The organism is Paraburkholderia agricolaris, assembly GCF_009455635.1.
Lineage (GTDB): Bacteria > Pseudomonadota > Gammaproteobacteria > Burkholderiales > Burkholderiaceae > Paraburkholderia > Paraburkholderia agricolaris.
The window spans coordinates 692,012-718,130 of the sequence record NZ_QPER01000001.1 but is presented as its reverse complement, the minus strand read 5'-3'; the positions used below and the strand labels follow the sequence as shown (position 1 = coordinate 718,130).

The window sequence follows — 26,119 nt, the reverse complement described above, 5'->3', positions numbered from 1 at the left end:
TGCCTTTTTGTTTTTGACGCGCTCGCGTAACATTCGCGGGTTAATTTCCAGCAAGGAGTCATGCCGTGCGATTTCCCATGCGCTCGTTGATTGCGCGTTTCGCTGTTGCCGTTGCACTGCCGCTCGCCGCGATCTCGTTCGCCGCGACCACCGCTGCCCCCGCTCACGCGCAACAGATGCCGGCCGGCGCGAAGCAGCCCGGCGACTTTCCGCGCGCAAAGCTGACCGCGGGCATGTTCGTGATCGACGCAGCCGTCGCCGCGAATGACGCCGACCGCGAACAAGGCCTGATGTATCGCACGACCCTCGCGCCGAATGAAGGCATGTTGTTCGTTTTCAATGAAAACGCCGTGCATTGCTTCTGGATGAAGAACACGTTGATCCCGTTGTCGATCGCCTTCATGCGCGCCGACGGCACGGTCACCGATATCGACGAAATGCAGGCCGAGACGACCAACAATCACTGCCCGAAGAACAACGGCGTGTATGCGCTGGAAATGAGCAAGGGCTGGTTCTCGTCGAAGGGCATCAAACCGGGGATGAAAATCCAGGGGTTGCCGGCCGCGCAATAAACGCACTAAACGCGCGCCGCCACGGCGTCACCCCGCCGTTCCTCGAGCGGCCGCTGTCCGGAAAAGCCGGTGCCTTTCACGAGGTGCCGGCTTTTTTTGCGTTCCACGCGGAGCAGGCCATGCCTGGCGCCGGGCGGAGAGCCATGCCAGCAGGCCATCACACGCGGCTGGCAAGATTCCTGCAAAAGACGGGCCGACGCGCTATCCTAGTATTCTCAGTAAAGCAGCACACAGGCTCCCCGGGCGGCACAGCGTGTCGCCCGGCAAGCGTTTCAGGCGCGCCATTTCAAGGAGGTTCACGTGCCCCGCAAGACTCCCATCGAGCGCTACCGGAATATCGGCATTAGCGCTCACATCGACGCCGGCAAAACCACCACCACCGAACGCATCCTGTTCTACACAGGCGTGACCCACAAGATCGGCGAGGTTCACGACGGTGCTGCGACGATGGACTGGATGGAACAGGAGCAGGAGCGCGGCATCACCATCACGTCGGCGGCTACCACCGCCTTCTGGAAGGGCATGGCCGGCAACTATCCCGAACACCGGATCAACATCATCGACACCCCGGGCCACGTCGACTTCACGATTGAAGTGGAACGCTCGATGCGCGTGCTCGACGGCGCGTGCATGGTGTACGACTCGGTCGGCGGCGTGCAGCCGCAATCCGAAACCGTGTGGCGCCAGGCGAACAAGTACAAGGTGCCGCGCATCGCGTTCGTCAACAAGATGGACCGGGTTGGCGCGGACTTCTTTCGCGTGCAGCGGCAGATCGGCGATCGCCTGAAGGGCGTCGCGGTGCCGATCCAGATTCCGGTCGGCGCGGAAGACCATTTCCAGGGTGTGGTCGACCTCGTCAAGATGAAGGCGATCTACTGGGACGAAGAGAACCAGGGGATCAAGTTCGAGTATCGCGACATCCCGGCGGAACTCGCGGATACCGCGAAGGAATGGCACGACAAGATGGTCGAGGCCGCCGCTGAAGCGAACGAGGAACTGCTCGACAAATACCTGCACGGCGGAACGCTGACCGAAGAGGAAATCAAGCACGGCATCCGTGTGCGCACCATCGCCAACGAGATCGTGCCGATGCTGTGTGGCAGCGCGTTCAAGAACAAGGGCGTGCAGGCCATGCTCGACGCGGTGATCGACTATCTGCCGTCGCCGGTCGATGTGCCCGCCATCACAGGCCACGACGAACACGACAGGGAAATCGAGCGTCATCCGCGCGACGACGATCCGTTCTCGGCGCTCGCCTTCAAGATCATGACCGACCCGTTCGTCGGCCAGCTGATCTTCTTCCGCGTGTATTCGGGCGTGGTGAATTCGGGCGACACCGTCTACAACGCGGTCAAGGAGAAGAAGGAGCGCCTTGGCCGGATCCTGCAGATGCATGCGAACGAGCGCAAGGAAATCAAGGAAGTCTACGCAGGCGACATCGCCGCGGCAGTCGGCCTGAAGGAAGCGACCACCGGCGACACGCTGTGCGATCCGCAGCACGTGATCATTCTCGAACGGATGATCTTCCCGGAACCGGTGATTTCGCAGGCCGTCGAGCCGAAGACCAAGGTCGATCAGGAGAAGATGGGCATCGCGCTCAATCGTCTCGCGCAGGAAGACCCGTCGTTCCGCGTGCAGACGGATGAAGAATCCGGCCAGACGATCATCTCCGGGATGGGCGAGTTGCACCTGGAAATTCTGGTCGACCGGATGAAGCGCGAGTTCGGCGTCGAGGCGACCGTCGGCAAGCCGCAGGTGGCTTACCGCGAAACGGTGCGCAACAAGGTCGAAGATGTCGAAGGCAAGTTCGTCAAGCAGTCGGGCGGCCGTGGCCAGTACGGCCACGCGGTGATTACGCTCGAGCCGTCGGCGCAAGGCAAAGGCTACGAGTTCGTCGACGCGATCAAGGGTGGCGTGATTCCACGTGAATACATTCCGGCGGTCGACAAGGGCATTCAGGAAACGCTGAAGGCCGGCGTGCTGGCGGGCTATCCGGTGGTCGACGTGAAAGTGACACTGACCTTCGGTTCGTACCACGACGTCGACTCGAACGAAAACGCCTTCCGCATGGCCGGTTCGATGGCCTTCAAGGATGCGATGCGCAAGGCAAGGCCCGTGTTGCTCGAACCGATGATGGCCGTCGAAGTGGAAACGCCGGAAGACTTCATGGGCAACGTGATGGGCGATCTGTCGAGCCGTCGCGGCATGGTGCAGGGCATGGAAGACATCGCCGGCGGTGGCGGCAAGCTGGTGCGCGCCGAAGTGCCGCTCGCGGAGATGTTCGGCTATTCGACGTCGCTGCGTTCAGCCACGCAAGGCCGCGCGACCTACACGATGGAGTTCAAGCACTACGCGGAAACGCCGAACAACGTCGCGGAAGCCGTGATCAGCTCGAAGCAGAAGTAAGCACGAGGTAGCTGCACGCAATGTGCGGCCACCCAGACTGAAGCAAAAAAGCCCGTCTTTTTTTGGACGGGCTTTTTTTTCACCGTGGCGCGGGGATCGTGAATACCGGCACGCTTCACGTGCCGGCGAATCACTCGACGTCCCAGATATCGCGACCGTTAAGCGCTTGCACAGGGCGTTGATTGCCGTGATAGAACGCCTCCATCGCGTGCAGTTGCTGCGGCGTGATCGTGACGGGTTCCTTGAACTCGATCCAGGTCACCCCTTCCGAGCAAGGCGGCGTGGTCAGCGAGCCGCTATAGGTGTAGTAACCGGGATTCCCCGGCAGCAGGTCGAGCGGGTTGATCGCGACGCCACTCGCCACCAGCTCAGCGCCCTTCTCATGAGGGATACGATCCAGCAAGGCCTGAATAACCGGATTGGCTTGCGCCCCGAGTTTGAACTGAACCGCGAGTACGAGCAGTTTGCCATCGTCGGCACGGTGAACGAAGTGAGCATCCATCACGCTTGCGTTGCCGGCGAAGCGCTCTTCACCCGGTGCGTGAAAGTGGAACTGGACCAGTTGGTAGGCACGGCCACCAAGCGAAATGCTATCCGTGCCCGGTGCCGCGTTGAACTGTACGGAGTGCCCGGTGTTGGAAATGTCGATGGGCAGCGGCTGGTAGTTGATTTTCAGCCTGGGCATATCGGCGGGCGCCTTCTTCGCACTTTCGATATTGATCGGCGATTCAGCGCGGCCGCTTTCGCAAGCATGAAAGTCTTTGCTGATTGCCCCCCAGTGAGCAGGGCCGTGGTCGCCACTGTAGCCCCATTCGTGGCCGGGTTCGGCCCAGGCGCTGGACGCGGCAAAGGCCATGCATAGCAACACGCCACCGGACAATCGTTTAATCTGCTTCATGGTGGTTAAACCCTTGAAAATTGACAGAGCGCCAGCCTGCGTTAGCGCATGCGGCGGCGCTATCGGACTACTCGTAAAAGCAGCCCGCACGAGACAAACGACAAGGGTTCCGGGCGGGTTCGGAAAATGCGAACGCACGCATCGGCGAGCCACACGCCTGTTTCTGAACGTGCAAAAATGCCGCAAGGCGACGTGCCCAGCACCCGGACGGCCGCCCACGAGGAGACACACCATGAGCCAGGATCACGAACACCCGCATTACAAGGACGAGCACCCGTCGGCACCGGTCGACTGGCGCGAGCACGGCGTGAAGGTCATCAAGGCCGACCAGCTCGACAGCAATACCGCGCAAACGCCCGGTATGAATCGGGCGGCGGCGATCAATGCGGCACGGGTCGGGGCGCAGAAAATCTGGGCCGGCACCGTGACGATCCATCCGAATGCAAAGACCGGCGCGCACCATCACGGCGCGCTCGAAAGCGTGATTTACGTCGTGCGAGGCCAGGCCCGCATGCGCTGGGGCGAACATCTGGAGTTCACAGCCGAGGCCGGCCCGGGCGATTTCATCTTCGTGCCGCCCTATGTGCCGCATCAGGAAATCAACGCGAGTACCGACGAGCCGCTCGAATGCGTGCTGGTACGCAGCGACAATGAGGCCGTGGTGGTAAATCTGAACATCGACGCGGTGGAAGCACCGGAAACGGTCTTCTGGGTCGATCCGATTCACAAACATCCGCACGAACATTGAATCTCTTGTCCGCGCCGTCTCGCGTGTCGTGCCAGTGGCCCGCCCCCGGCGCGCGGTAAATCCAACTCGCCGGTACCGGCCTGATCGGTAAGGATGCCATCGCAGCAGCGCTTCCTGCGCTACGGCATCGGCCTCGCGCAGGAAGCGCGCCATACGATCCGTGGCCGGGCGCTGCGCAGCATGCATCGAGCGTTGTCCCGACGATACACGGGGGCTCTTTTATCCGCGAAACCGGCCCCCCGCGCCCTTGCAGGCGCGCCGAATCCGCAGGCAATCGCTTACACTGAAACCGCGTTGCGTCATCGCAAACCCGCTACCCTGCCGCGCGCATCCGGCGCGGCCCTTCAGAACCGACAACAGAACGGACTGGATACTCCATCGATGAAGACTCCCGCGGATCGACTTTCCGGACTCGACCTGGCCCGCCACACCGCCGACGCCTACGGCAACCACGCTATCGACGAATTCATCGCCGGCCGCATCACGCGCCGCGATCTGCTGCGCTATGCCGGCGTGATCGGTTTATCGCTGGCCGGCGGCGGCGTGCTGAATGCGCCGCTGGCACGCGCACAAGGCGCGCCGGGCCCGTCTAACCAGACGATCCGCGTGGCCCACCTGACGCCGGCCGGTGCGGTCGATCCGCTCACCGTGACCGATGCCGCGAGTCTCGCGCTGCTGAACCAGACCGGCGAATTCCTGATCGACGACGACGGCGAAAAGCTCGTGCTGAAGCCCGCGCTCGCCTTGTCGTGGAAGCCGAACGACAAAGGCGACGTGTGGACTTTCAAGCTGCGGCCGAACGTCAAATTCCACGACGGCCAGGCATTCACCGCCAAAGATGTCGTCGCCACTTTCGATCGTCTCGCCGATCCGGCCAGCGGTTCGGCGGCGCTGTCGGTGCTCAAGGGCGTGTTGTCGAAAGGCGGCGCGAAAGTGGTCGACGAGCACACGGTCGCCTTCCACCTCGATGCTCCGAACGGCAACTTCCCGTACTACGTTTCCTCCGACAATTACAACGCAGTGATCCTGCCCGCGAACTATGCGGGTGGTTATGAAAAGAGCTTCATCGGCACCGGCCCGTTCAAGCTCGAAAAGTATCAGGCGAAGGTCGGTGCATCGTTCGTGCGCAATCCGGATTACTGGGGCGACAAAGCGTTACCGCAACGCGTACAGTTCTCCTTCTATGCCGACGAACAGGCTCAATTGCTTGCACTGCAAGGTCATCAGGCCGACGTGATGGGCACCTTCACCGTGCAGGGTGGCGCCGGCATTCTGAACAATCCGGACTACAAGGCAGTCGGTGTGAAGTCGAGCGCGCATCGCCAGATTCACATGCGCAACGACAGCCCGTTGTTCAAGGACAAGCGTGTGCGCCAGGCAATGGCGTTGTCGCTCGATCGCGACGTGCTCGTGCGGGGTCTGTTCAAGGGCCGCGCGCAACTCGGCAACGACAGCCCGTTCGCACCGGTGTTTCCGTCTTCCGACGCCGGCGTCGCACAACGCAGGATCGACATCGCGAAAGCAAAGCAACTGCTCGCGCAAGCGGGTGTGCCGAACGGTTTCGACGTCACGCTGACCACCGAAAAGTACATGGAGATTCCCGATCTCGCGGTGGTCGTGCAGAACGCGGCGAAGGCGATCGGCGTGCGCATCAATCTGAAAGTGGAAAGCCAGTCGCTGTACTACGGCGCGGGCACGCCGGGCAAATCGGATTGGCTCGACTCGCCGCTCGGCATCACCGATTACGGCCATCGCGGCGTGCCGAATGTGTTCCTGAACGCGCCGCTCACCAGCACCGGCACATGGAACGCCGCGCACTTCCGGAACCCGCAGTACGATCAACTGGTTGCGCAATTCGTCGCGGCGATCGATCTGAGCTCGCAGCGGAAGATTTCCGGACAGATCCAGACCTTGTTGCTCGACGAAACGCCCGTGATCATCCCGTTCTTTTACGATCAACTGATCGCCATGCGCAAGGGCGTGAACGGCGTACGCTTCACCGCGCTCGCGCAACTCTATTTCGATCGCGCGGTGTTGAGCGCGTAATGTTGAGCGCACGGCACTTCTTTGACGGGAGCGCACGATGTCGACCACGGTGACCCCTTCCGCCTCCCCGGTGTCGAGCGGCAACGCCGGCCGCGTCGTGCGATTTCTGGCAACGCGGCTTGGTTTGTCGTTGATCACGTTGTGGCTGCTGTCGGTGATCGTGTTCGCGGGCGGCCAGCTGCTGCCGGGCGATATCGGCCGTGCGGTGCTCGGGCCACTCGCCGATGCGCGCGCGGTCGCCGCGCTCAATCACCAGCTCGGCGCGGACCGTCCGCTCATGACGCAATACGTGGAGTGGATCTCGCATTTCGTGCGCGGCGACATGGGGCTCTCCTATGCGTACCGCGAGCCGGTTGGGCCGTTTATCGCCGACGCGCTGGCGCATTCGGCCAAGCTTGGCCTGCTCGCGTTTATCGTCGTCGTTCCGCTCGGCATTGCGGGCGGTGTGTGGTCGGCCATGCATGCCGGCCGCTGGCTCGATCGCACCATCAGCATCGCCGGTTTGTCGGCCACCGTGGTGCCGGAGTTCGTCTCGTCGATCGTGCTGATTCTGGTGTTCGGCGTGTGGCTGCGCTGGCTGCCGATCGAAGCGTCGTATCCGCCGGAAGCGGGCGCGCTCGAACAACTGCGGCATCTGATTTTGCCGGTGCTGCCGCTGGTGCTGGTGTTTTTCGGCTACATCGCGCGGATGGCGCGTGCGGGCACCGTCGAAGCACTCGATGCGGACTACACCCGCACCGCGATCCTCAAAGGCCTGCCGCGCCGCACCGTGATCTGGCGGCATGTATTGCGCAATGCATTGCTGCCGACCATCACCGTGGCCGCAACGCAGCTCGGCTACATGATCGGTGGTCTCGTGGTGGTCGAGACGCTGTTCCACTACCAAGGCATCGGCTCGTTGATCTACAACGCCGCCAAGGCCAAAGACTTCCCCATGCTCGAAGCAGGCGTGCTGACGATCGGTGTGGTCTACACCGTCGCCAATCTCGTCGCCGATGCGCTGCATGTGCTGCTCAATCCGCGGTTGCGAGTGAGGAGCGCCGAATGAGCACCATCGTTCCACCGGCCGCGCCACCCACGCCACGTCCGGCCGGCGAACCGCGCTTCGACCAGTTGCGCGTGCTGCTGCGCTCACCTACGTTCGTGATCGGCGTGTTGATCGTCGGATGGTGGATCGTATGCGCGATCGCCGGGCAATGGATCGTACGGATCGATCCCTACGCCTCCGATCCGCTCAACTCGCTGATGCCGCCTGACAGCACGCATTGGTTCGGCACCGATCAGCTCGGCCGCGACGTGTTCTCGCGCGTGATCGTCGGCGCGCGCGACATTCTGACCATCGCGCCCTTGGCGACCCTGCTTGGCACGGTTGCCGGAACCGCCCTCGGTTTGATCGTCGGCTACTTCGAGGGCTGGGTCGACAATATCGTGGGCCGCGCGATCGACGCCGTGCTCGCGCTGCCGCTCGTGATCGTCGCGTTGCTCGCGCTCGCCGCGGTCGGCGCATCGAACTTCACCGTGATTCTCGTGATCGGCATCACCTTCACGCCGATCACCGCGCGCACGGTACGCGCCGCCGTGTTTGCCGAACGGCATCTGGACTACGTCGCCGCCGCGCAACTACGCGGCGAGCGCGCGCCGTACATCATGTTCGCGGAGATTCTGCCGAACGTGTTGCCGCCGATCATCGTCGAGGCGACCGTGCGGCTCGGCTATGCCATTTTTGCGGTCGCGACGCTGTCGTTTCTCGGCTTCGGCATTCAACCGCCTTCCGCCGACTGGGGGCTCGCGCTGTCCGAGTCGTACACGCTGATGGCGGGCGGTGCGTGGTGGACCGTCGTGTTCGCGGCCGGCGCCATCGCCTCGCTGGTGGTCGGCGTGAATCTGATCGCCGATAGCGTGCAAGGAGTGCTCGACCGATGAACGGCCCGCCGCCCGCCTCGTTCCCGGCTTTCGACGTGTCGAAGAGCGATCGTACAGATGCGCTGACCGTGGTGGGCCTGACGGTCACGTACCGGATGCGCGGACGCGATCGCGAAGTGTTGCAGGACATCTCGTTTCGCGTGCGGCGCGGTGAAGCGTATGGTCTCGTCGGCGAATCGGGTTGCGGTAAATCGACGGTCGCAATGGCAGCGCTGCGCTATTTGCCGCGCAACGGCAAGGTGAAGGCGGGCAAGATCGTCATCGCCGGTCAGGACGTACAGAAGCTCGACGCCGACGCCTTGCGCACGATGCGCGCGAACGCGATTTCGATGGTCTATCAGGACCCTGGGCGCGCATTGAATCCGTCACTGACGATTGCGCGGCAAGTCACGGAAGCCTTCGAAGCGGCCGGAGTCTCACGTGAAGAAGCGGTGCAGCGCACGGTCGAGATTCTGCAGCGTGTGCGCATCGCCTCACCCGAGCGCGTGATGGACAGCTACCCGCATCAGTTGTCGGGCGGCATGCAGCAGCGCGTGGTGATCGCGATGGCGCTCGCCTCGGACCCGGCGCTGCTGATTCTCGACGAACCGACCACCGGGCTCGACGCCACCGTCGAAGCGGAAGTGCTCGACCTCGTGGCGCAACTGCGCGCGGAACTCGGCACCGCCGTGCTGTTCATCAGCCACAATCTCGCGGTGATCGGGCGCATGTGCGAGCGTGTCGGCGTGCTGTATGCGGGCAAGCTGGTCGAGGAAGGCGCGACCCAGGACGTGTTCGCCCGGCCACGTCATCCCTATACGGTTGGACTGCTGCGCTGTTTGCCCGGCGCGGGGCGCAGCAAGGATACCGAGCGGCTCGACACCATCGCGGGCCATCTGCCCTCGCCGGGTTCGGTCACACAAGGCTGCATTTACGCGGACCGTTGCCGCCTCGCAGACGACCGCTGCCGTCGTGAAGCACCACCGCCATACCGGGTGAGCGCCGCGCACGGCGATCAGATGTCGCGCTGCCATTATCACGAGCGCGCAACCGAATTGCCGCGTGCGGCCGTGGAGGGATTGCCGCTGCATGTTGGCGCGTCGCGCGACGGCGAACGCCCTTCTCTCGTGCTGCGCGCGGAAAAACTCTCGAAGACGTTCCACGTGTCCGGCGCCCCGCTGCGCGCCGTCGACGATGTCTCGATCGACCTCGCCAGTGGCGAAACGCTCGGTCTTGTCGGCGAATCCGGCAGCGGCAAGACGACGCTCGCGAAACTGATGCTGGGCCTGCTGACACCGGACCCGGGCAGCGTGCTCGAACTCGACGGCACGCCACTCGCCGCGCGCGTCACGCGACGCAACGACGAGCAGGTCAAGTCCTTGCAGATCGTGTTTCAGAATCCGGACTCGGCACTCAATCGCGCGCATTCGGTGAAGCGCCTGATCGGCCGCGCGTTGTCGCGCCTCACCGCCTTGCGCGGCGCCGCGATCGACGAACGGCTCGCCACCTTGACGGCCGCTGTGCGCTTGCCCGAGCGCTATCTCGGCTCGCGCACGCGCCAGTTGTCCGGTGGACTCAAGCAGCGCGTGGCGATCGCGCGCGCGTTTGCCGGTGAGCCGCGCGTGGTGGTCTGCGACGAACCCACCTCCGCGCTCGACGTCTCCGTGCAGGCCGCGATTCTCAATCTACTCGCCGATCTGCAACGCGAGCGCGGCGTGAGCTACGTGTTCATTTCACACGATCTGCACGTAGTGCGCTATCTGTCGGATCGCATCGCGGTGCTGTACCTCGGCCGGCTACTGGAGATCGGACCGGCGGCCGCGGTCTTCGGTGGGCCGCATCATCCTTATACGGAAGCGCTTCTGTCCTCAGTGCCGACACTCGACGCCCACGACAGCCACGCCCGCATCCGCCTGTCGGGCGATCTGCCGAGCGCCGCCACGCCGCCTTCCGGGTGCGTGTTCCATACGCGCTGCCCGCGCAAGCTCGGTGCGATCTGCGAGCAGCAAGATCCGCCCTTCCTTGAAGCCGGCAGCGGCGAGTCTGCCCAAGCGTCCGCGCATCGCATCCGCTGCCATATCCCCGTCGACGAACTGCGCGCGCTCCAGACCGCCTCGCGCGACGGTACCGGCAAGGCCACCGGCAATGGTTCGGAAAACACCCCGGAAGACGCCGCGCGCAACGAATAACGCGCAATAACGCGGCTTTCCGGGGGTGCGTTTCATCGCCGAAACGTTTTCATGCATTTTTTCCTCGCCGGCATCACAGCCCCCTATTCGACACCCGTCACCGCAAGGCTTTGCGGGCAATGGCATGGATATCGCTAAGTACTGTCCAGACACTCAGGACCAAAGAGATCGAGAAAACGTCTGAAGCGCCGCTTTTGCGAATCGCCATGGCAAGAAGCGATACGTGACGAAAAGCGTGCCCGGACGGTATCGGCTGAAGCGCGTAAAGGCGCTTGTCAGCCGCACCGGCTACGCAGCCGGGAAGGCAGTGATGGTGCTTGACTTGCATCCGCAAGCCAGAGTCCGGGGGGACGATGCGGCCCGCGTTCAGACAGGCCAGTCGTCGAGGAGTCAGCGTGGGAATTGGCGGCAGCGAGGTGTCGGCATTCCCTCGGGAGAGACGTGATGAAAACCAGAAAATTCAATCAGTACTACTGCGGGGTTCTGCGAAGTGCGGCGATCGTGGCAGGTGTAGCTTTGCTCGTCACCCAGGTCGCGTATTCAGCGTCGACGGATCCGGTCCCCAAGTGGACGGCGTCCGCCAACGCGCCACTGCCTGCCAGCAGCGTGCACAGCGCGACACAACTCGCGCAGGACGACGGCGCGGCAGCGGGCGCGGCGGGTGCAGCAACCACCGGTACGCCGCCCGACGAACCAACGGCTGCCGATGATGCGGCCGTGGTGTTCAGTCCGCGCAATTGCATAAGCACCAGTGTTGGAGGGTGCTTGCGTTATGCCGGCAACGGTAGCAGCAGTGGTGCTGCGAGTGCCGGCAGCAGTAGCAGTGGTGCGAGCGGCAATGGTGCCGGTGGCGCCGGTGGCGCAGCAGGCTCGGGAGCGGCCGGCGGCGGAGGTAGAGGTAACGGCGGTGGTAGCAGTGGTGGCGGAAGCAGCGGTGGTGGCAGCAGCGGCGGCGGAAGCAGCGGCGGCGGAAGCAGCGGCGGTGGCAGCAGTGGCGGTGGCAGCAGTGGCGGCGGAAGCAGCGGCGGTGGCAGCAGTGGCGGTGGCAGCAGTGGCGGCGGCAGCAGCGGCGGTGGCAGCAGCGGCGGTGGCAGCAGCGGCGGCGGAAGCAGCGGCGGTGGCAGCAGCGGCGGTGGCAGCAGTGGCGGTGGCAGCAGTGGCGGTGGCAGCAGTGGCGGTGGTAGCAGTGGCGGCAGCAGCGGGAGCGGCGGCTGCGGTTGCGGTGGCGGCCCCGGTGGTGGCTTCGGTGGCGGTTTCGGCGGCGGCTTTGGCGGAGGCTTCGGCGGCGGCCACGGAGGCAAGGGTAGTGGCGGTAACGGTGGCAACGGCGGTGGCAATGGCGGAGGAAACGGGCATTAGCAGTCGCCTGATTCCCGGGTAGGGGGCCCCCGCGCCCTACCCGTCGCTAACGACAACCCTCCGTATCCCGCCCGCAGTCCCCCGGCAACGGCGGTGATGTCTCGATCCCCCGGTCGAGCGTCACCGCCCGAGGCCGGTTTGAATCGACAACGTTCGTGGGCAAGCGGGGCCACGGCACGAACCGTGGCGCACCTCCGGCAAGCTGACCAGCGTGCTCCTGCACGCGTTGAAAGCCCAGCCAATCGATCGCGTCGCGCATGACCGGAACCAAACCGAAGCGATTGCCTCATATCAGATTCAACGTTCGATATGAGGGCACCACAACATGCAACGAAACGTCCCCCACGCGATGGCGCGCACGGCCGCCGGCCTGCTGATGATCACCGCTCTCGGCCTCGCATCGCTCGCTTATGCTCAAACCCCGGCTCAAACCCCGGCGCAAGCCGCCGCCACGTCGGCCGGGCCGCAACCACAAACCCTGTCGCAAGCCGCCCCGCCGGTCGACCCAAGCTTCTCCGCCTATTCACTCGCACAAACCTGCAAACGGAAAAAACGACAACGTCGCGCAAGGCCAATGCGTCGGCGCGATCCGCGGCATCATCCACGGCTATCAATACGGGGTGCTGTTCCTCGGCCAGCGCGCGTCGCTGCCCCCCAACGAAACGCAGCGGGTATCGCTGTGTTTGAACAATACGCCGGTGTCGTCGATCGTCGACGAATTCATCGCCGACGCCGCCCAGGTCAACGAAGATTCGCTCAGGCACACGCCCGCTGAAGTCGCTGTTCTGGGTTCCGTGCACCTGCATCACAGCTGCAATTAGCCGGCGTAAGGCCGGCGCAGCGAGCCACTGCGAGGCGCCGCGCGCAGCAACTTCACCGCTGGCCGCGCGCGGGCTACCACGGTCCGCAGCGGCCCTTACAGCATTTCGAGCGGTCGCTTGCTGCGTGGCGGTTTGAAGTACGTGTCGATGGCGGCGAGTTCGTCAGCGTGGAGTTGCAGTTGCGAAGCCCGATGGTTGTCGCGCACATGCTCGACGCGGCCTGCTTTAGGAATGGCGAACACGCCGGGGTTTTGCAATGCCCACGCTAGCGCCACCTGAAATATCGAAACACCGCGTGTGTCGGCAATGTCGTCGAGCGGCGAGCGCTTCGGCAGACGCGCGTGATCGACCGGGCTGTATGCCATCGCCGGCATGCTACGCGCGGCGAGCCACGGCAACAGGTCGAATTCGGCTCCGCGGCGCGCGACGTTGTAGAGAATCTGATTGGTCGCGCATGCGTCGCCGCCAGGCGTGGCGACGAGTTCTTCCATGTCGTCGGTGTCGAAATTGCTGACGCCCCAGTGGCGAATCTTGCCCGCGCGGCGCAACGCTTCGAATGCTTCGACGGTTTCCGCGAGCGGCACCGAGCCGCGCCAGTGCAACAGATACAGATCGAGCCGATCCGTCTTCAACCGCTTCAGGCTCTGCTCGCAGGCCGCGATCACACCGCGCCGGCTGGCGTTATGCGGATACACCTTGCTGACGAGAAATACCCGGTCGCGCAGCCCCGCCAGCGCCTCACTCAGGAGCGATTCGGTCGCGCCGTCGCCATACATCTCCGCCGTATCGATCAGCGTCATGCCCAATTCGATGCCGCAGCGCAGCGCGGCGATTTCCGCAGCGCGGCGTGCCGGCTGTTCGCCCATCTCCCAGGTGCCCTGCCCCAGTTTCGGAATACGCTCGCCGTCGGGCAGGCTTACGCTTGCGATATCGGTCGTCATGCTTTCTCCTCGATGTGGCTAAAGTGGCAGAAAATGGTCAAGCGGATGGGGAGTAACGCGTGGCCGCCGCCGCGGTGACGCAGGCGGACGCTACGGAAATCATAGGGACGAGTTTAGCGGTTGCCCGGGCAGCGGATCGGGCTTCCGGCAAAAGCCCGCTATAACGGAGCGCGCCGATGTCATAGAATTGCCGCTTGCCCTTCTTGCGTGAGCCCCATGACCTCTGCCTCGGAAGACCGCTGGCGCGATCTGCGCCCGGACCCGGAAAACGACACGCCGCTGTATCTGCAACTCGCGCGCAAGCTCGGCACTGCGATTCACGAAAACCGTTGGAACGCGGGCGAGGCGCTGCCCTCCGAGCGCGTGCTGTCCGAAGCGCTCGGTGTGTCGCGGATCACGTCGCGCAAAGCCATTGCCCTGCTGGTCGAACAGGGATTGATCCGGCGCACCCAGGGCGCCGGCAGCTTCATCACGCCACGCTACGAAGATCCACTGTCGCGTCTGTCGAGTTTCAGCGAAATGCTGCGGCGGCGCGGTTTTACACCGAGTTCGAAGTGGCTGTCGCGGGAAATTTCGCCGGCCAACCGCGATGAAGTGATTCAACTGGGCTTGTCCCCGGCAGCAGCCGTGACGCGCCTGCGCCGCTTGCGCCTCGCCGACGGCATCGTGATGGCCGTGGAAAACTCCACGTTCCCGGCTGCGGTGATTCCCGATCCTCAGGCAATTGGCGAGTCGTTGTACTCGTACCTGGAAAGTCGCGGACTGACGATCGTGCGCGCGCTGCAGCATTTTCGCGCGGTGAACGCGAATGAAGAGATCGCGCAGCAAATGAGCATTGCGAATAACGAAGCGCTGTTGCTGATTACTCGCGTCGGGTACACGGCGGATCAGCGCGCGATCGAGCTGACCGATACCTACTGCCGCAACGATTACTATGATTTCGTGGCGGAGTTGAGGAAGTAGTTTTCCGCTCAGGCGGCGATTTTTCGCGGCGCCTGCGGCCAGGCGCCATGCGGGTAAAAGCCGGCGCGTGGCCGGCAAACCGTCTTCACGCCCACTTCGCCTCGTGCGCCCCGATCCTGGCCGGCGGCAACGCGAAACCGGCGGGCGTCTCATCCAGCCGCTCGGCCGGCAGCACGCCGAGCACACGCCCAAACTCGGACTCAACAGCCGCAAGGCAATCCCGCACGTCGTCGATCGAAACATCGGGCGTCTTCCAGCCGTCCGGCAACAATCCAAACGACTGCAGCCATCGTCCGGTCTGCGCGAGCGACACCCGCACGTGCCAGCTCCCGCCTTCGGTGGCGCGCCGCGCCAATGCGGCCATCGCGCCGAAAGCGGCCAGATAGCCCGTCGCGTGATCCAGTGCCTGACAAGGCAAATGCTTCGGCTCAGTCCATCCCGCCGCGTCGCGCTCAGTCACGGCAATCCCACTTGCCGACTGCACCAGGCTATCGAAGCCGCGCCGCCCGGCCCACGGTCCCGTGTGCCCATAAGCGCAAACCGAAACATAGACGATCCCCGGCCGCACCCGCGCCAGTTCCTCGGGACCAAACCCGTGCGCCGTCAGGGCGCCTGGCCGATACGCCTGCAAAAACACGTCGGCGCCGCCGGCGAGGCCACGCAACGTTTCCCGCCCGGCGTCATCGCGCAGATCGACGACAGCCGAACGCTTGCCGCGTCCGTTGTCGATCACCAGCGGCGCAATGTTCGGCAAGTGCGGACCGTTGATCATCAACACGTCCGCGCCATGTTGCGCGAGCGCGCGCCCCGCCACCGGCCCGGCAATGATCCGCGACAGATCCAGCACCCGCACGTCCGCCAGCGGCCGCTGCGCACCGTCCCGGCGCGGCGGTTCGACCGGTGCGTCGCCAATGCGCTCGATCTCGAACAGCGGCAGCCTCGCAATCGCTTTTGCCTGATCGAGCGCGGCCCATTCGTCGGGTGAGCGAATCAAGGCGGCGCACAAGCCGGCGTCGGCGAGCGTTTGGTCGAGCGTCGCGCCATCCCAGCCGCGAATGGCCTCGGCCACTGCCGCGCGATCGTTCGCGCAGCCGAGCACCTGCAATACCCCGGCAAGATGATGCGGAAAGTTGGTATGCAGTTGAATCCAGCGGCCGTCACGCGTCGCATAGAAACCCATCACCGGATCGCGCAAGGCAGGCGGCGGCCCCTCGTCGATGCGCAGATAGCGCTCGCTGCGAAACGAGGCCAGCGCGCGCCGCATCTCAACCGTAACGTGTTGCCGATGCCCCGTGCGCAAGCGCTGGTATTCGGCCGCGGCAAGACCCGCGGCGGCGATGGTCGCCGAGGCCAGCGTGCCGACCCGATAGACCGACGGCAGCCCCGGATCAGCACCGGCAAGCGACACGGACTTCAACGCAGTCGGGTCGCATCCCGCCGTCGTCCAGATATGTTTGAGCGCGAGTTCAGGCGTCATGGCGTTCATCTCGTTCAGGTTGGAACAGAAAGAAAGTGAACCGAGTCTAGAATTCCGCCTTGCCGCAATCAATCTTGATTATGATAATCAATATATATTGATTTCTTCGGTTTCCACGCGTTTCCATGCCACTCGCCCCTACTCTGACCGCTGCCGAAGCCGCCGCCGAACTCGGCATCAGCCTGCCTACCCTGTACGCGTATGTCAGCCGCGGCATGCTAAGTTCGTCGCCCGATGCGCAAGGCAAGCGCCGGCTCTACGATGCCGGCGAAGTGCGGCGGCTCGCGCGGCGCAAGGAAGACGGCAAGCGTGCCGGCAAGGTCGCGCAAAAGGTGCTGGACTGGGGCGTGCCGGTGCTCGAATCGTCTATCACGCTGGTGGCCGAGGGGCGCCTGCTCTATCGCGGACATGACGCGATGGAACTGGCGCGCACGGCGTCACTGGAAGAGGTCGCGGCGCTGTTGTGGGAATGCAGTGCGAGACGTATCGCCGAGGCGCCGGCCGTACCGTTCGCCACCGCTCAGTGGGCGGCGTGGCTCAAGCTCTGGAGCGACAGCACGCCGCTCGACCGCGCGCTCGTGCTGCTGCCGGCCGCCGCGGCGCAAATGCCGCGGGTATGGGCGCTCGGCCGCGATGCGCAACTCGATACCGCGTGCTCGGTCATGCGTTTGCTGGCGGCGGCGATGGTCTCGGCGGCGCCGTCGAACGAACCGCTGCACCGGCAATTGGCTTCGGCGTGGAACGTGCGCAACCGTCAGCAGGCCGGGCTGCTACGCGCTGCGCTGGTGGCATGCGCCGATCATGAACTGAACGCGTCGACCTTCACGGTTCGCTGCATCACGTCGACGGGAACGCACCTGTTCGGCGCGGTGGCCGGCGGTCTGGCCGCGTTGGCCGGCCCGCGGCATGGTGGCGAGACAGTGAGGATTGCCGCGCTTTTCGACGAAGCGTCGCGCGCGCCCGATCTGGATCGCTATCTGGCGAACCGGCTTGCGCACCACGAACAGAGCATGCATCGGCCCGTGCTGTCGGGCTTCGGTCATCTGCTGTATCCGCAAGGCGATCCGCGCGCACGTCTGCTGCTCGGGATGCTTGCCGACTGCGCGCCGGCCCGCTCGCCGCTAGCCGAAGTGGAAAAGCTCGCGCGCGCGGTGCGCGACACGACCGGCGTGGGGCCGAACGTCGACTTTGCCCTGGCCGCGATCGAACGGGTACTCGGTCTGCCGACCGGCGCCGCATTCACGCTGTTTGCGCTCGGCCGCGTGGTCGGCTGGATTGCCCATGCAATCGAACAGACGCGCGACGGCCGGTTGATCCGGCCACGCGCGCGCTATATCGGGGAGGTTGATGCGGCCGGCTGAGGCGCGGCCTTGAGCGGATGCCGCACGTAATCCGTGCTTACCTCAGCCGCGGCAGTACACGCAGCCGTGGCTCCACCTTACGCCACACCCAGCCAACGCGGCAGCCAGTTCAAGCCCGGCAACCCGCGCAGTGACCGCATGGCCAGGTGTTCCGACCCGCTAGCCAGCGCGAACCGCGCACCGGCCCGCCCGGCGCTGACCCACGCCACCGCGCCGCGCGGCAACTCGATCGATTGCCCCGTTGCCAGCCAGTGATCGTCATGCTCACCCTCAACAGTCAGCCAGATCTCGCCCGAGATCGCCTTGAAGGTGGACGGACGCGCGACACGCCAGGCCGCCGCGGGCTCGTCATGTTCCATTTCGAAAATACGGACTTCACGCATCGCTTTTCTCCTTCGAAGAACTTTCCTGTTGTATGGATTATTGACGTGCGATCATCAGATACCCATGCACAGTTCCGAACACTTTCATCGGAACTGTTCAGTCGAAAAAACGGACAGTTGGGGTAAACACGCTTCAGAAGAGCGTGCGGCGGACCCGCTATCCGTTGAAGGAAAGAACCATGAAACTCGAAATCCAACTCGATCGGGATAGCGGTGTGCCGCTCACCGAACAGATCGTCGCTAGCGTCACCACCTGGATTCGGTCGCGTACGGTTCACCCGGGCGCCAAGCTGCCGTCGATCCGCCAGTTTGCCGCCGACTACGAGGTGAGCCGTTTCCCCGTGATCGAGGCTTACGACCGGCTGGTGTCGCTCGGTTACGTCGACTCGCGCCACGGCTCGGGCTTCTATGTCTCCGAGCGCCAGCCGGCCAGCACGCAGTGCCAGGGCACCTCGGACCCGCGCCGCGCCGAGGACGAATCGGGGCACCTTCTCCAGCAGTTCAACCACCCGGGTGAAACGCTCAAGCTCTGCAGCGGCTTCATTCCGGACGCGTGGCGCGACATGGATAGCCTCGCGCAGGCGATCCGCCACGTATCGCGCACCGACGCCGCAAGCATGGTCGACTACGCGACCCCGCTCGGCAATCTGACCTTGCGCGAGCATCTGCAAAGCCGCATCGGTCAGTTGGGGATTCAGGCAGACGCCTCGCAGATTCTGATCACGAACGGCGCGAGCCAGGCGCTCGATCTGCTGATGCGCTACATGCTCAAAGCCGGTGACACGATGTTCGTCGAGGACCCCGGTTACTACAATCTGTACGGTCTGCTGAAGCTGCACGGCGTGAAGCTGATCGGCATTCCACGCACCCGCAACGGCCCCGATCTCGACGTATTGCAGGCACAGTTGCAACTGCACCGGCCCAAGCTGATGTTCATCAACACGGTGTTCCACAATCCGACCGGCACCACGGTCGCGCCGCCGGTCGCGTTCCGGCTGCTGCAACTGGCGCGCGAACACGGCTTCAAGATCATCGAAGACGACATCTACGCCGACTTCCAGAGCGACGTCACCGACCGCCTCGCAACCCTCGACCAGCTCGAGCACGTGATCTACGTGGGCGGCCTGTCGAAGACGCTGTCGTCTTCGCTGCGCATCGGCTGTGTGGTGGCAAGCCACACGATCATCAAGGATCTGGTCGACATCAAGATGCTGACGAGCATTGGCGGGTCGCGTTTTGCCGAGGCGGTCGCGGTGTCGCTGCTGGAGCGCGGCGCGTACCGCAAGTATCTGGAGCGTCTGCGCCGCCGCATGCGCGACGCACTCGGATCGACCATCCAGACACTCGAAGATGCCGGCTGGGAGCTGTTCGACAAACCCGTCGGCGGCAAATTTGTATGGGCGCGTGTACCGCACGTCGACAACTCCGAACGGTTCGTGGCATGTGCCGCGCCGCTCGGCGTGACAGTGATTCCCGGCAGCTATTTCCGGCCGAACACCGCAGTCAGCCCGTGGATCAGAATTCACGCGGCGTTCGGCAATGAGCCGCGCGCGCAGGCATTTTTCCATGCTGCCGTGGCGTTGCCGGCTGCGGCACGAGCGGCTTGAGTCGTTATCGCGGCCGGCGCTTGTTCGCTGCGCCGGGTCCCGCTTTTCCCTAGAATAGCGAGTCCCCAGTCCGTCCCTGCGCGCCCTGCCGCCCTCCATGTCCACGCCGCCGACCCTGCCCGCCTCCTCTCCCGCCCCGGCCACGCCGGCACCTTCGGCCCGCTCGCTCACGGTGATGCTGTGGCTGGTCGCCACCGGCTTCTTCATGCAGACGCTCGATTCGACCATCGTCAACACCGCGCTCCCCGCGATGGCGACGAGCTTGGGCGAGTTGCCGCTGCGCATGCAATCGGTGGTGATCGCGTATTCGTTGACCATGGCGGTGATGATCCCGGTGTCCGGCTGGCTCGCCGACAAACTCGGCACGCGGCGCGTGTTCTTCAGCGCGATCCTCGTCTTCGCGGTCGGCTCGCTGCTGTGCGCGAACGCGCATACCCTGAATCAACTGGTGATCTACCGCATTGTGCAAGGCGTGGGTGGGGCGATGCTGCTGCCGGTTGGCCGGCTCGCGGTGCTGCGCACCTTCCCGGCGGAACGCTATTTGCCGGCGTTGTCGTTCGTGGCGATCCCGGGGTTGATCGGGCCGCTGATCGGGCCGACGCTCGGCGGCTGGCTCGTGAAGATCGCTTCGTGGCACTGGATTTTTCTGATCAACGTGCCGGTGGGGATCGTGGGTTGCATCGCCACGTTCATCTTCATGCCGGATAGCCGCAACGAGCACACCGGCAAGTTCGATCTGAAAGGCTATCTGCTGCTGATCTTCGGCATGGTGGCGATTTCGTTCGCGCTCGACGGCCGCACGGAGTTCGGCATCCAGCACGCCACCGTGCTGGTGCTGCTGATCCTGAGCCTCGCCTGCTTCGTCGCCTATGGTTTGCACGCGGTGCGCGAACCCGCGCCGATCTTCCCGCTCGACCTGTTCCGGATCCACACCTTCAGCGTCGGGCTGCTCGGCAATCTGTTCGCGCGGATCGGCAGCGGCGCGATGCCGTATCTGATCCCGCTGCTATTGCAGGTGAGTCTCGGTTATAGCGCTTTCGAAGCCGGCATGATGATGCTGCCGGTGGCGGCCGCGGGCATGGCGGCCAAGCGCCTCGTCACGACGCTGATCGTCAGATACAGCTACCGGCGCGTGCTGATCGTCAACACGGTGCTAGTGGGCCTGACCATGGCGAGCTTCGCGCTGACCAGCGCCGGCCAGCCGCTGTGGCTGCGGCTCGTGCAACTGGCGTTCTTCGGCGGCGTCAATTCGATGCAGTTCACCGCAATGAACACGCTAACGCTCAAGGATCTCGGCACCGGCGGCGCGAGCAGCGGCAACAGCCTGTTCTCGCTGGTGCAAATGCTGTCGATGAGTCTCGGCGTAACGGTCGCCGGCGCCTTGCTCGCGACCTTCACCGGCCTCCTGCCGCGCGTGACGGCCGCCAACTCGCTGCCGGCGTTCCATGCGACGTTCCTGTGTGTCGGCATCATCACCGCGGGCTCGTCGTGGATCTTCGCGCAACTGTCGCCGGACATCCGCACACCCGCGAAAAAGACCGATCCTTCAGAGCGGACCTAAATTTTGCGACGGGCGGCAGCGTTGCCGCGATAGCGCTACCGCGATTCACCGTTAGCCGCCACCGACCCGCAACGGGGCGCGGACCGCACCACCAATGTGCGAACCGTCGCTTTCGCGGCCGCGCTGGCGCACAATCGGCGTACTGACCGTGGTAACCGGGCGCGCGCAGCGTGTTTCCGCTCGCGCATAGTTCTTGCTCGCCTATCCTGTAAACTCACAATTTGCGCGTGCGGACTCGTGCCGAGCATGCAGGCGCGCCGCCACCTCCAGACACGACTGACATGATGAGCATGATCGAACTCGATCCTCCCGGTTTCCAGCCACCGCGCCCGATGGCCGGCGACGAAGGCTCCCGGCGCACCGTTCTGTACGGCGGCTACACCGTCTTCAGCGTGTTCCAGCCGGTTTTCTCGGTGTCGCACCGGCGCGCGATCGGTTATCACGCTTCATTGCGCGCCCACGACGAACATGCGCTGCAAGTGCCTTCGCACGAGGTTTTCACGCAGGCGGCACGGCGCGGCGACCTGCTGGAACTCGGACGGCTCGCCGAATCGCTGCATCTGGGCAATTTCAACGCATTCGACAGTCACGACGAATGGCTTTTCCTCAGCCTGCACCCGGCGGCGCTGATGGACACCAGTTACGGCGACGCGCTGCTCGCCGGCCTCAAGGCGCTGGGCTTGCCGCCGCAACGGGTGGTGCTGGAAGTGTCCGAGCAGGCAGGTGGCGAAACCACGCGCTTCGCCGAGATCATCGACGCGTTGCGCAAATCCGGCTTCCTGATCGCGCTGGACGGCTTCGGCGCGAAGCATTCGAACATCGATCGCGTGTGGAATCTGCGTCCGGACATCGTCACGCTCGACCGCTGCATCCTGGCGCAGGCAAGCGAACACTCGCATATCGAGCGCGTGCTGCCGGGCCTCGTCTCGCTGCTGCACGAATCCGGTCAACTTGTGCTGATGGGCGGGCTGAGCACCGAGCGCGATGCGCTGATTGCGCTCGAATGCAACGTCGATTTCGTACAGGGCGCGTTCTTCGCGGGCCCGAGCGTCGAGCCGGTGAAACCGCAAGCGGCGGCCGGCCTGATGGACTCCCTATCCGCGGCGCTGCGCGAACGGGTTGCCGCGCGCGAACGCGCACAGTCCACGCGGCTTGCACCCTACGTCACGGCGCTGGAAACGGCGGCCGCCCAACTCGTGGCCGGCGAATCGGTTACCGAGGCGAGCGCGCCATTGCTTGCGCTCGGTGAAACGGCACGCTGCTTCGTGCTCGACGGTTCGGGGCGGCAAATCGGCGACAACGTACTGCCGCCGGGCCGCACTTCGCAACGTGCGAAGCGCTTCCGGCCCTTGCTGCATTCGGAAGGCGCGAGTTGGGAACGCCGGCCGTATTTCATTCAGGCCATGCGCGTGCCCGATCAGGTGCACCTCACGCCGCCTTACCTGTCGATCAACGAAGCGCACCTGTGCGTGACAGCTTCGATCGCCGCGCATACGCCGCACGGCACCCAGGTGCTATGCGTCGACATTAACTGGGAAGTCGCTGCGCATCGTAATTGACACGGCAGCGTGGTGCTGGATTCGCGCGAGCAGCTTCACGATGGCCGCGCGCCCCAGCACGCGATTGACTGCCTGCAACCGCGCCGCGCGGGTGACAGCGCGCAACGCGACGATTTTGACCGAGCCGTCCGCAAGAATCTGCGTGGACACGTCGATGACCCCGACGACCTCGCCTTCGAAGAGCAGCGCAATACCCATTGCGCCTTCCACTGACACCGTCTCTGCATGGCTCGCCTGCTGCGCGAGCGCTGTCACCGTATCCCCCCAGGCCACAGGTGCCCGTTCCTGCGTGCACACCGGCGCGTCGCTGACGACTTCCGGTGCGTCGCTAAAGAGACGCAGCAAACTCACCCGATCCTGCGCCTCCAGCGCGGCGCGCAAGCGCTCGACGACCCGTGCATGCGCGGCGGGATCGGGCCGTTCGAGCGGCGCGCCCTCACGCTGCAAACGCGCTTTGGCCCGGTGGACCATCTGACGGCAACCGGCCGGCGTGCGGTCGAGGATTTTTGCAATCTCCGCGTAGTCGCAATCGAAAGCCTCGTGCAGCACGAATGCTGCCCGCTCGTCGGGCTTCAGCCGCTCGAGCAGCAGCATCACGCCGTACGACATCTCCGCCGCGCGCAACGCGAGGTCCTCCGCCGAGGGCGCCACCTCGTCGAGCCAGGGCTCCGGCAACCAGCCGGCGGCCTGTGACGCGCGTTCGCGCTGCACGTGGCGCAACCGGTCGATGGCCGCGCGCGTGGTGATCGTGGTGAGCCAGGCAGCCGGTGCCCGCACCTCGCGCGTATCGGCGAGATGCCATTTGAGCCAGACGTCCTGCACCACGTCTTCCGCCTCGGCGCGGCTGCCGAGCATCCGGTACGCCAGCGCGACCAGGCGGGCGCGCACGGCCTCGAAGCGGGATGCCTTGTCGATTGCCTGTTCTGTCATGCGTACACCTCCAGATCTGCATCCTTTCCAGCTTGACGCCCGAGCCCTCGCCGATGTGACAGGCCGGCGAAAAAATATTCCCGTCACACGGCCGCCTTCCCCCTCGTCATACGGACAACAACCCGCGCAAACGGCGCGCGGCGGTTCGAATCGGTCACCGCACCGTGCCGCTCGCTGCTGCCGGCAACTTACTTACCGTCCCAAACGAGGTAAACATGCATTCCAGCTATCCTGCCATCACCGGCCTCGGCCTTGTGCCCACCGTGATCGAACAGTCCGGCCGCGGCGAGCGCGCCTATGACATTTATTCGCGCCTGCTACGCGAGCGGATCGTTTTTCTGGTCGGCCCGGTGAATGAACAGTCGGCGAGTCTGATCGTCGCCCAATTGCTGTTTCTGGAATCCGAGAATCCCGACAAGGATATTTCTTTTTACATCAATTCGCCGGGCGGCTCAGTGTACGACGGCCTTGCCATCTACGACACGATGCAATTCATCAAGCCCGAGGTGTCCACCTTGTGCACCGGCTTTGCCGCCAGCATGGGAACGTTTTTGCTGACCGCCGGACAACACGGCAAACGCTTCGCGCTGCCGAACGCGCGCATCATGATTCACCAGCCGTCCGGCGGCAGCCAGGGCACGGCTGCGGACGTCGAAATCCAGGCAAGAGAAGTGCTCTACCAACGCCAACGCCTCAACGCGATGATGGCCGAGTGCACTGGGCGCAGCATCGAAGATATCGTCCGCGACACCGATCGCGACAACTTCATGTCGGCCCACGACGCCAAGGCGTATGGCCTCGTCGACGAGGTGCTGGAAACACGCGCGCAACACAAAAGCTGATCGCCGGCGCCGGAATCGCTATCATGGTCGCGATTCGTCGAATTTGACGATCGCTTCAATGGAGATATTCATGGCGTCATCCAACGAAACCGTCAGCATGGCGCTATTTTGCGACTTCGAAAACGTGGCGCTCGGTGTGCGCGACGCGAAGTACGACAAGTTCGACATCAAGCTGGTGCTCGAACGTCTGCTGCTCAAAGGCAGCATTGTCGTGAAGAAAGCGTATTGCGACTGGGACCGCTACAAGAGTTTCAAAGGCGCGATGCACGAGGCTAATTTCGAGTTGATCGAGATTCCGCACGTGCGCCAGTCAGGCAAGAATTCGGCCGACATCCGGCTCGTGGTCGACGCGCTCGACCTCTGCTATACGAAATCGCATGTCAACACCTTCGTCATCATCAGCGGCGACTCGGACTTTTCGCCGCTGGTGTCGAAGCTGCGCGAAAACAACAAACAGGTGATCGGCGTCGGCGTGCAGCAATCCACCTCCGATCTGCTGATCGCCAACTGCGACGAGTTCTTCTTTTACGACGACCTCGTGCGCGAAAGTCAGCGCACGGTCGCCAAACGGGAATCGTCACGCCCGCAACAGGCCGCGCAGCAGACAGCCAAACGCGCGCCCGACGAAGAAAAGTCGCGCAACAAGGAAGACCTCGAGAAGCGCCGCACCAAAGCGGTCGAGATCGCGGTGCAAACGTTCGACGCGCTCGCGTCCGAACGTGGCGACGGCGGCAAGATCTGGGCCTCGGTGCTAAAGAACGCGATCAAGCGCCGCAAGCCGGATTTCAACGAGACGTACTACGGTTTTCGCGCTTTCGGCAATCTGCTGGAAGAGGCGCAGGCGCGCGGACTGCTCGAGTTCGGCCGCGACGAGAAGTCGGGTGCGTATGTTTACCGGGGCACGGCTGCGAATGTGGTCGCCGAGAACGTGACCGAGCCGTCCGGAGCGGGTGAATCGGGCGAATCGGTGGAACAGGTCGTTGAGGCGCAATTTGCCGACACCGTAGTGGCCGAATCGGGCAACAAGCACGAGTCGCGCCGCAGAAGCCGTGGCAATCGCAAGCCGGGTCGTGGCCAGCAGGAAACGGCGCACGAAGAACGCGCGGCGCTCGAGCGCGGCAGCCACGCGCGGGGTCCCGCAGAAGCGGAAGCCGTGCACGCGCCTACGCCGTCGGCCGGTGAGTCCGTTTTCGAACGGCCAGAAGCGGCTTGGGCAGAACCGGAGGCCTTTGCAGCGGAACCCGCCGCGCCGGCCGTCGAAGAAGCGCAGGAAGCGAACGGCACTCAACCGAAGCGCCGCAAGGAACGCGCACCGCGCAAGACAGCCGCGAAAAAAACGAAGAAGGCAAGCCCGCGAAAGATCGACGAGGTGCCGGAAATCGCGGCGCCTGCTGAAGCGCCGGCCGCGTCTGTCGCCGAAGAAAAACCGCCTGTGGCCGCTAAAAAGGCAGCGCGCAAAGCGGCTCCACGCAGTCGCCGTCCACGCAAGACAGCGGCAACGAGCGACGCGGAATAAGCCCCCCACATTGCGTGACATGTACTGACACTAACGCA

General features: G+C 64.3%; 20 protein-coding genes and 1 pseudogene. 16 read left to right on the top strand and 5 right to left on the bottom strand.

Annotation, left to right across the window (positions count from 1 at the left end; all coding sequences use genetic code 11):
* Positions 1 to 65 precede the first annotated feature (65 nt).
* Both GH665_RS03195 and fusA read left to right on the top strand, forming a co-directional pair.
* Positions 66 to 572: a DUF192 domain-containing protein gene (locus tag GH665_RS03195; RefSeq protein WP_028197905.1), complete on the top strand. Its 507-nt coding sequence runs from the start codon at positions 66 to 68 to the stop codon at positions 570 to 572.
* A 300-nt stretch (positions 573 to 872) separates the two neighbouring features.
* A complete protein-coding gene (gene fusA, locus GH665_RS03190) occupies positions 873 to 2,978 on the top strand; it encodes an elongation factor G (protein ID WP_153134637.1) in 2,106 nt (701 codons plus the stop codon).
* 130 nt (positions 2,979 to 3,108) lie between these two features.
* On the opposite strand, the gene GH665_RS03185 is transcribed toward fusA, so the two are convergent.
* A complete protein-coding gene (locus GH665_RS03185) occupies positions 3,109 to 3,876 on the bottom strand; it encodes a carbonic anhydrase (RefSeq protein WP_167530896.1) in 768 nt (255 codons plus the stop codon).
* Between the two features lie 232 nt (positions 3,877 to 4,108).
* Between GH665_RS03185 and GH665_RS03180 the strand changes: the two genes are divergently transcribed.
* The 7 genes and pseudogenes from GH665_RS03180 to GH665_RS03150 all read left to right on the top strand — a co-directional run bounded on the left by GH665_RS03180 (position 4,109) and on the right by GH665_RS03150 (position 12,941).
* Positions 4,109 to 4,624 (top strand): cupin domain-containing protein, encoded by a 516-nt coding sequence (locus tag GH665_RS03180; protein ID WP_028197908.1) that lies wholly within the window; start codon positions 4,109 to 4,111, stop codon positions 4,622 to 4,624.
* 381 nt (positions 4,625 to 5,005) lie between these two features.
* Entirely contained in the window at positions 5,006 to 6,670 is a 1,665-nt protein-coding gene (locus tag GH665_RS03175) for an ABC transporter substrate-binding protein (protein ID WP_153134635.1), read from the top strand.
* 37 nt (positions 6,671 to 6,707) lie between these two features.
* Complete coding sequence (locus tag GH665_RS03170) at positions 6,708 to 7,718, top strand: ABC transporter permease (RefSeq protein ID WP_153134634.1); 1,011 nt, start codon at positions 6,708 to 6,710, stop codon at positions 7,716 to 7,718.
* Complete coding sequence (locus tag GH665_RS03165) at positions 7,715 to 8,593, top strand: ABC transporter permease (RefSeq protein WP_153134633.1); 879 nt, start codon at positions 7,715 to 7,717, stop codon at positions 8,591 to 8,593. Before GH665_RS03170 ends, GH665_RS03165 begins: the two co-directional genes overlap by 4 nt.
* Positions 8,590 to 10,761, top strand: coding sequence for an ABC transporter ATP-binding protein (locus GH665_RS03160; RefSeq protein ID WP_153134632.1), 2,172 nt, complete (start codon positions 8,590 to 8,592; stop codon positions 10,759 to 10,761). Before GH665_RS03165 ends, GH665_RS03160 begins: the two co-directional genes overlap by 4 nt.
* Positions 10,762 to 11,533: 772 nt before the next feature.
* Complete coding sequence (locus GH665_RS03155) at positions 11,534 to 12,142, top strand: hypothetical protein (RefSeq protein WP_153134631.1); 609 nt, start codon at positions 11,534 to 11,536, stop codon at positions 12,140 to 12,142.
* Between the two features lie 303 nt (positions 12,143 to 12,445).
* Positions 12,446 to 12,941 (top strand): annotated as a pseudogene (locus tag GH665_RS03150) (hypothetical protein).
* A 95-nt stretch (positions 12,942 to 13,036) separates the two neighbouring features.
* On the opposite strand, the gene GH665_RS03145 reads toward GH665_RS03150, so the two are convergent.
* Positions 13,037 to 13,882 carry an aldo/keto reductase gene (locus GH665_RS03145; RefSeq protein WP_153134630.1) on the bottom strand — a complete coding sequence of 282 codons (846 nt, stop codon included), beginning with the start codon at positions 13,880 to 13,882 and terminating at the stop codon, positions 13,037 to 13,039.
* A gap of 216 nt (positions 13,883 to 14,098) precedes the next feature.
* On the opposite strand from GH665_RS03145, the gene GH665_RS03140 reads away from it, so the two are divergent.
* Positions 14,099 to 14,845, top strand: coding sequence for a GntR family transcriptional regulator (locus tag GH665_RS03140; protein WP_028197916.1), 747 nt, complete (start codon positions 14,099 to 14,101; stop codon positions 14,843 to 14,845).
* 85 nt (positions 14,846 to 14,930) lie between these two features.
* Here GH665_RS03140 and GH665_RS03135 read toward each other — a convergent pair whose 3' ends face one another.
* Positions 14,931 to 16,322 (bottom strand): CoA transferase, encoded by a 1,392-nt coding sequence (locus tag GH665_RS03135; protein WP_153134629.1) that lies wholly within the window; start codon positions 16,320 to 16,322, stop codon positions 14,931 to 14,933.
* A 125-nt stretch (positions 16,323 to 16,447) separates the two neighbouring features.
* Between GH665_RS03135 and GH665_RS03130 the strand changes: the two genes are divergently transcribed.
* A complete protein-coding gene (locus tag GH665_RS03130) occupies positions 16,448 to 17,683 on the top strand; it encodes a citrate synthase (RefSeq protein WP_153134628.1) in 1,236 nt (411 codons plus the stop codon).
* Positions 17,684 to 17,760: 77 nt separating this feature from the next.
* Here GH665_RS03130 and GH665_RS03125 read toward each other — a convergent pair whose 3' ends face one another.
* A complete protein-coding gene (locus GH665_RS03125) occupies positions 17,761 to 18,066 on the bottom strand; it encodes a DUF2917 domain-containing protein (RefSeq protein ID WP_030101128.1) in 306 nt (101 codons plus the stop codon).
* A gap of 179 nt (positions 18,067 to 18,245) precedes the next feature.
* Here GH665_RS03125 and GH665_RS03120 point away from each other — a divergent pair, with 179 nt between their 5' ends.
* The 3 genes from GH665_RS03120 to GH665_RS03110 all read left to right on the top strand — a co-directional run bounded on the left by GH665_RS03120 (position 18,246) and on the right by GH665_RS03110 (position 22,793).
* Positions 18,246 to 19,673 carry an aminotransferase-like domain-containing protein gene (locus GH665_RS03120; RefSeq protein WP_153134627.1) on the top strand — a complete coding sequence of 476 codons (1,428 nt, stop codon included), beginning with the start codon at positions 18,246 to 18,248 and terminating at the stop codon, positions 19,671 to 19,673.
* A gap of 97 nt (positions 19,674 to 19,770) precedes the next feature.
* Positions 19,771 to 21,234 carry a multidrug transporter subunit MdtD gene (gene mdtD / locus GH665_RS03115; protein WP_153134626.1) on the top strand — a complete coding sequence of 488 codons (1,464 nt, stop codon included), beginning with the start codon at positions 19,771 to 19,773 and terminating at the stop codon, positions 21,232 to 21,234.
* A gap of 284 nt (positions 21,235 to 21,518) precedes the next feature.
* Entirely contained in the window at positions 21,519 to 22,793 is a 1,275-nt protein-coding gene (locus GH665_RS03110) for an EAL domain-containing protein (RefSeq protein WP_153138201.1), read from the top strand.
* Here GH665_RS03110 and GH665_RS03105 read toward each other — a convergent pair.
* Positions 22,749 to 23,723: a sigma-70 family RNA polymerase sigma factor gene (locus tag GH665_RS03105; RefSeq protein WP_153134625.1), complete on the bottom strand. Its 975-nt coding sequence runs from the start codon at positions 23,721 to 23,723 to the stop codon at positions 22,749 to 22,751. The genes GH665_RS03110 and GH665_RS03105 overlap by 45 nt on opposite strands.
* Positions 23,724 to 23,938: 215 nt before the next feature.
* Here GH665_RS03105 and clpP point away from each other — a divergent pair, with 215 nt between their 5' ends.
* Together clpP and GH665_RS03095 are read left to right on the top strand one after the other, a co-directional pair.
* Positions 23,939 to 24,565: an ATP-dependent Clp endopeptidase proteolytic subunit ClpP gene (gene clpP / locus GH665_RS03100; protein WP_153134624.1), complete on the top strand. Its 627-nt coding sequence runs from the start codon at positions 23,939 to 23,941 to the stop codon at positions 24,563 to 24,565.
* A gap of 70 nt (positions 24,566 to 24,635) precedes the next feature.
* Positions 24,636 to 26,081: an NYN domain-containing protein gene (locus tag GH665_RS03095; protein ID WP_153134623.1), complete on the top strand. Its 1,446-nt coding sequence runs from the start codon at positions 24,636 to 24,638 to the stop codon at positions 26,079 to 26,081.
* Positions 26,082 to 26,119: the final 38 nt, after the last annotated feature.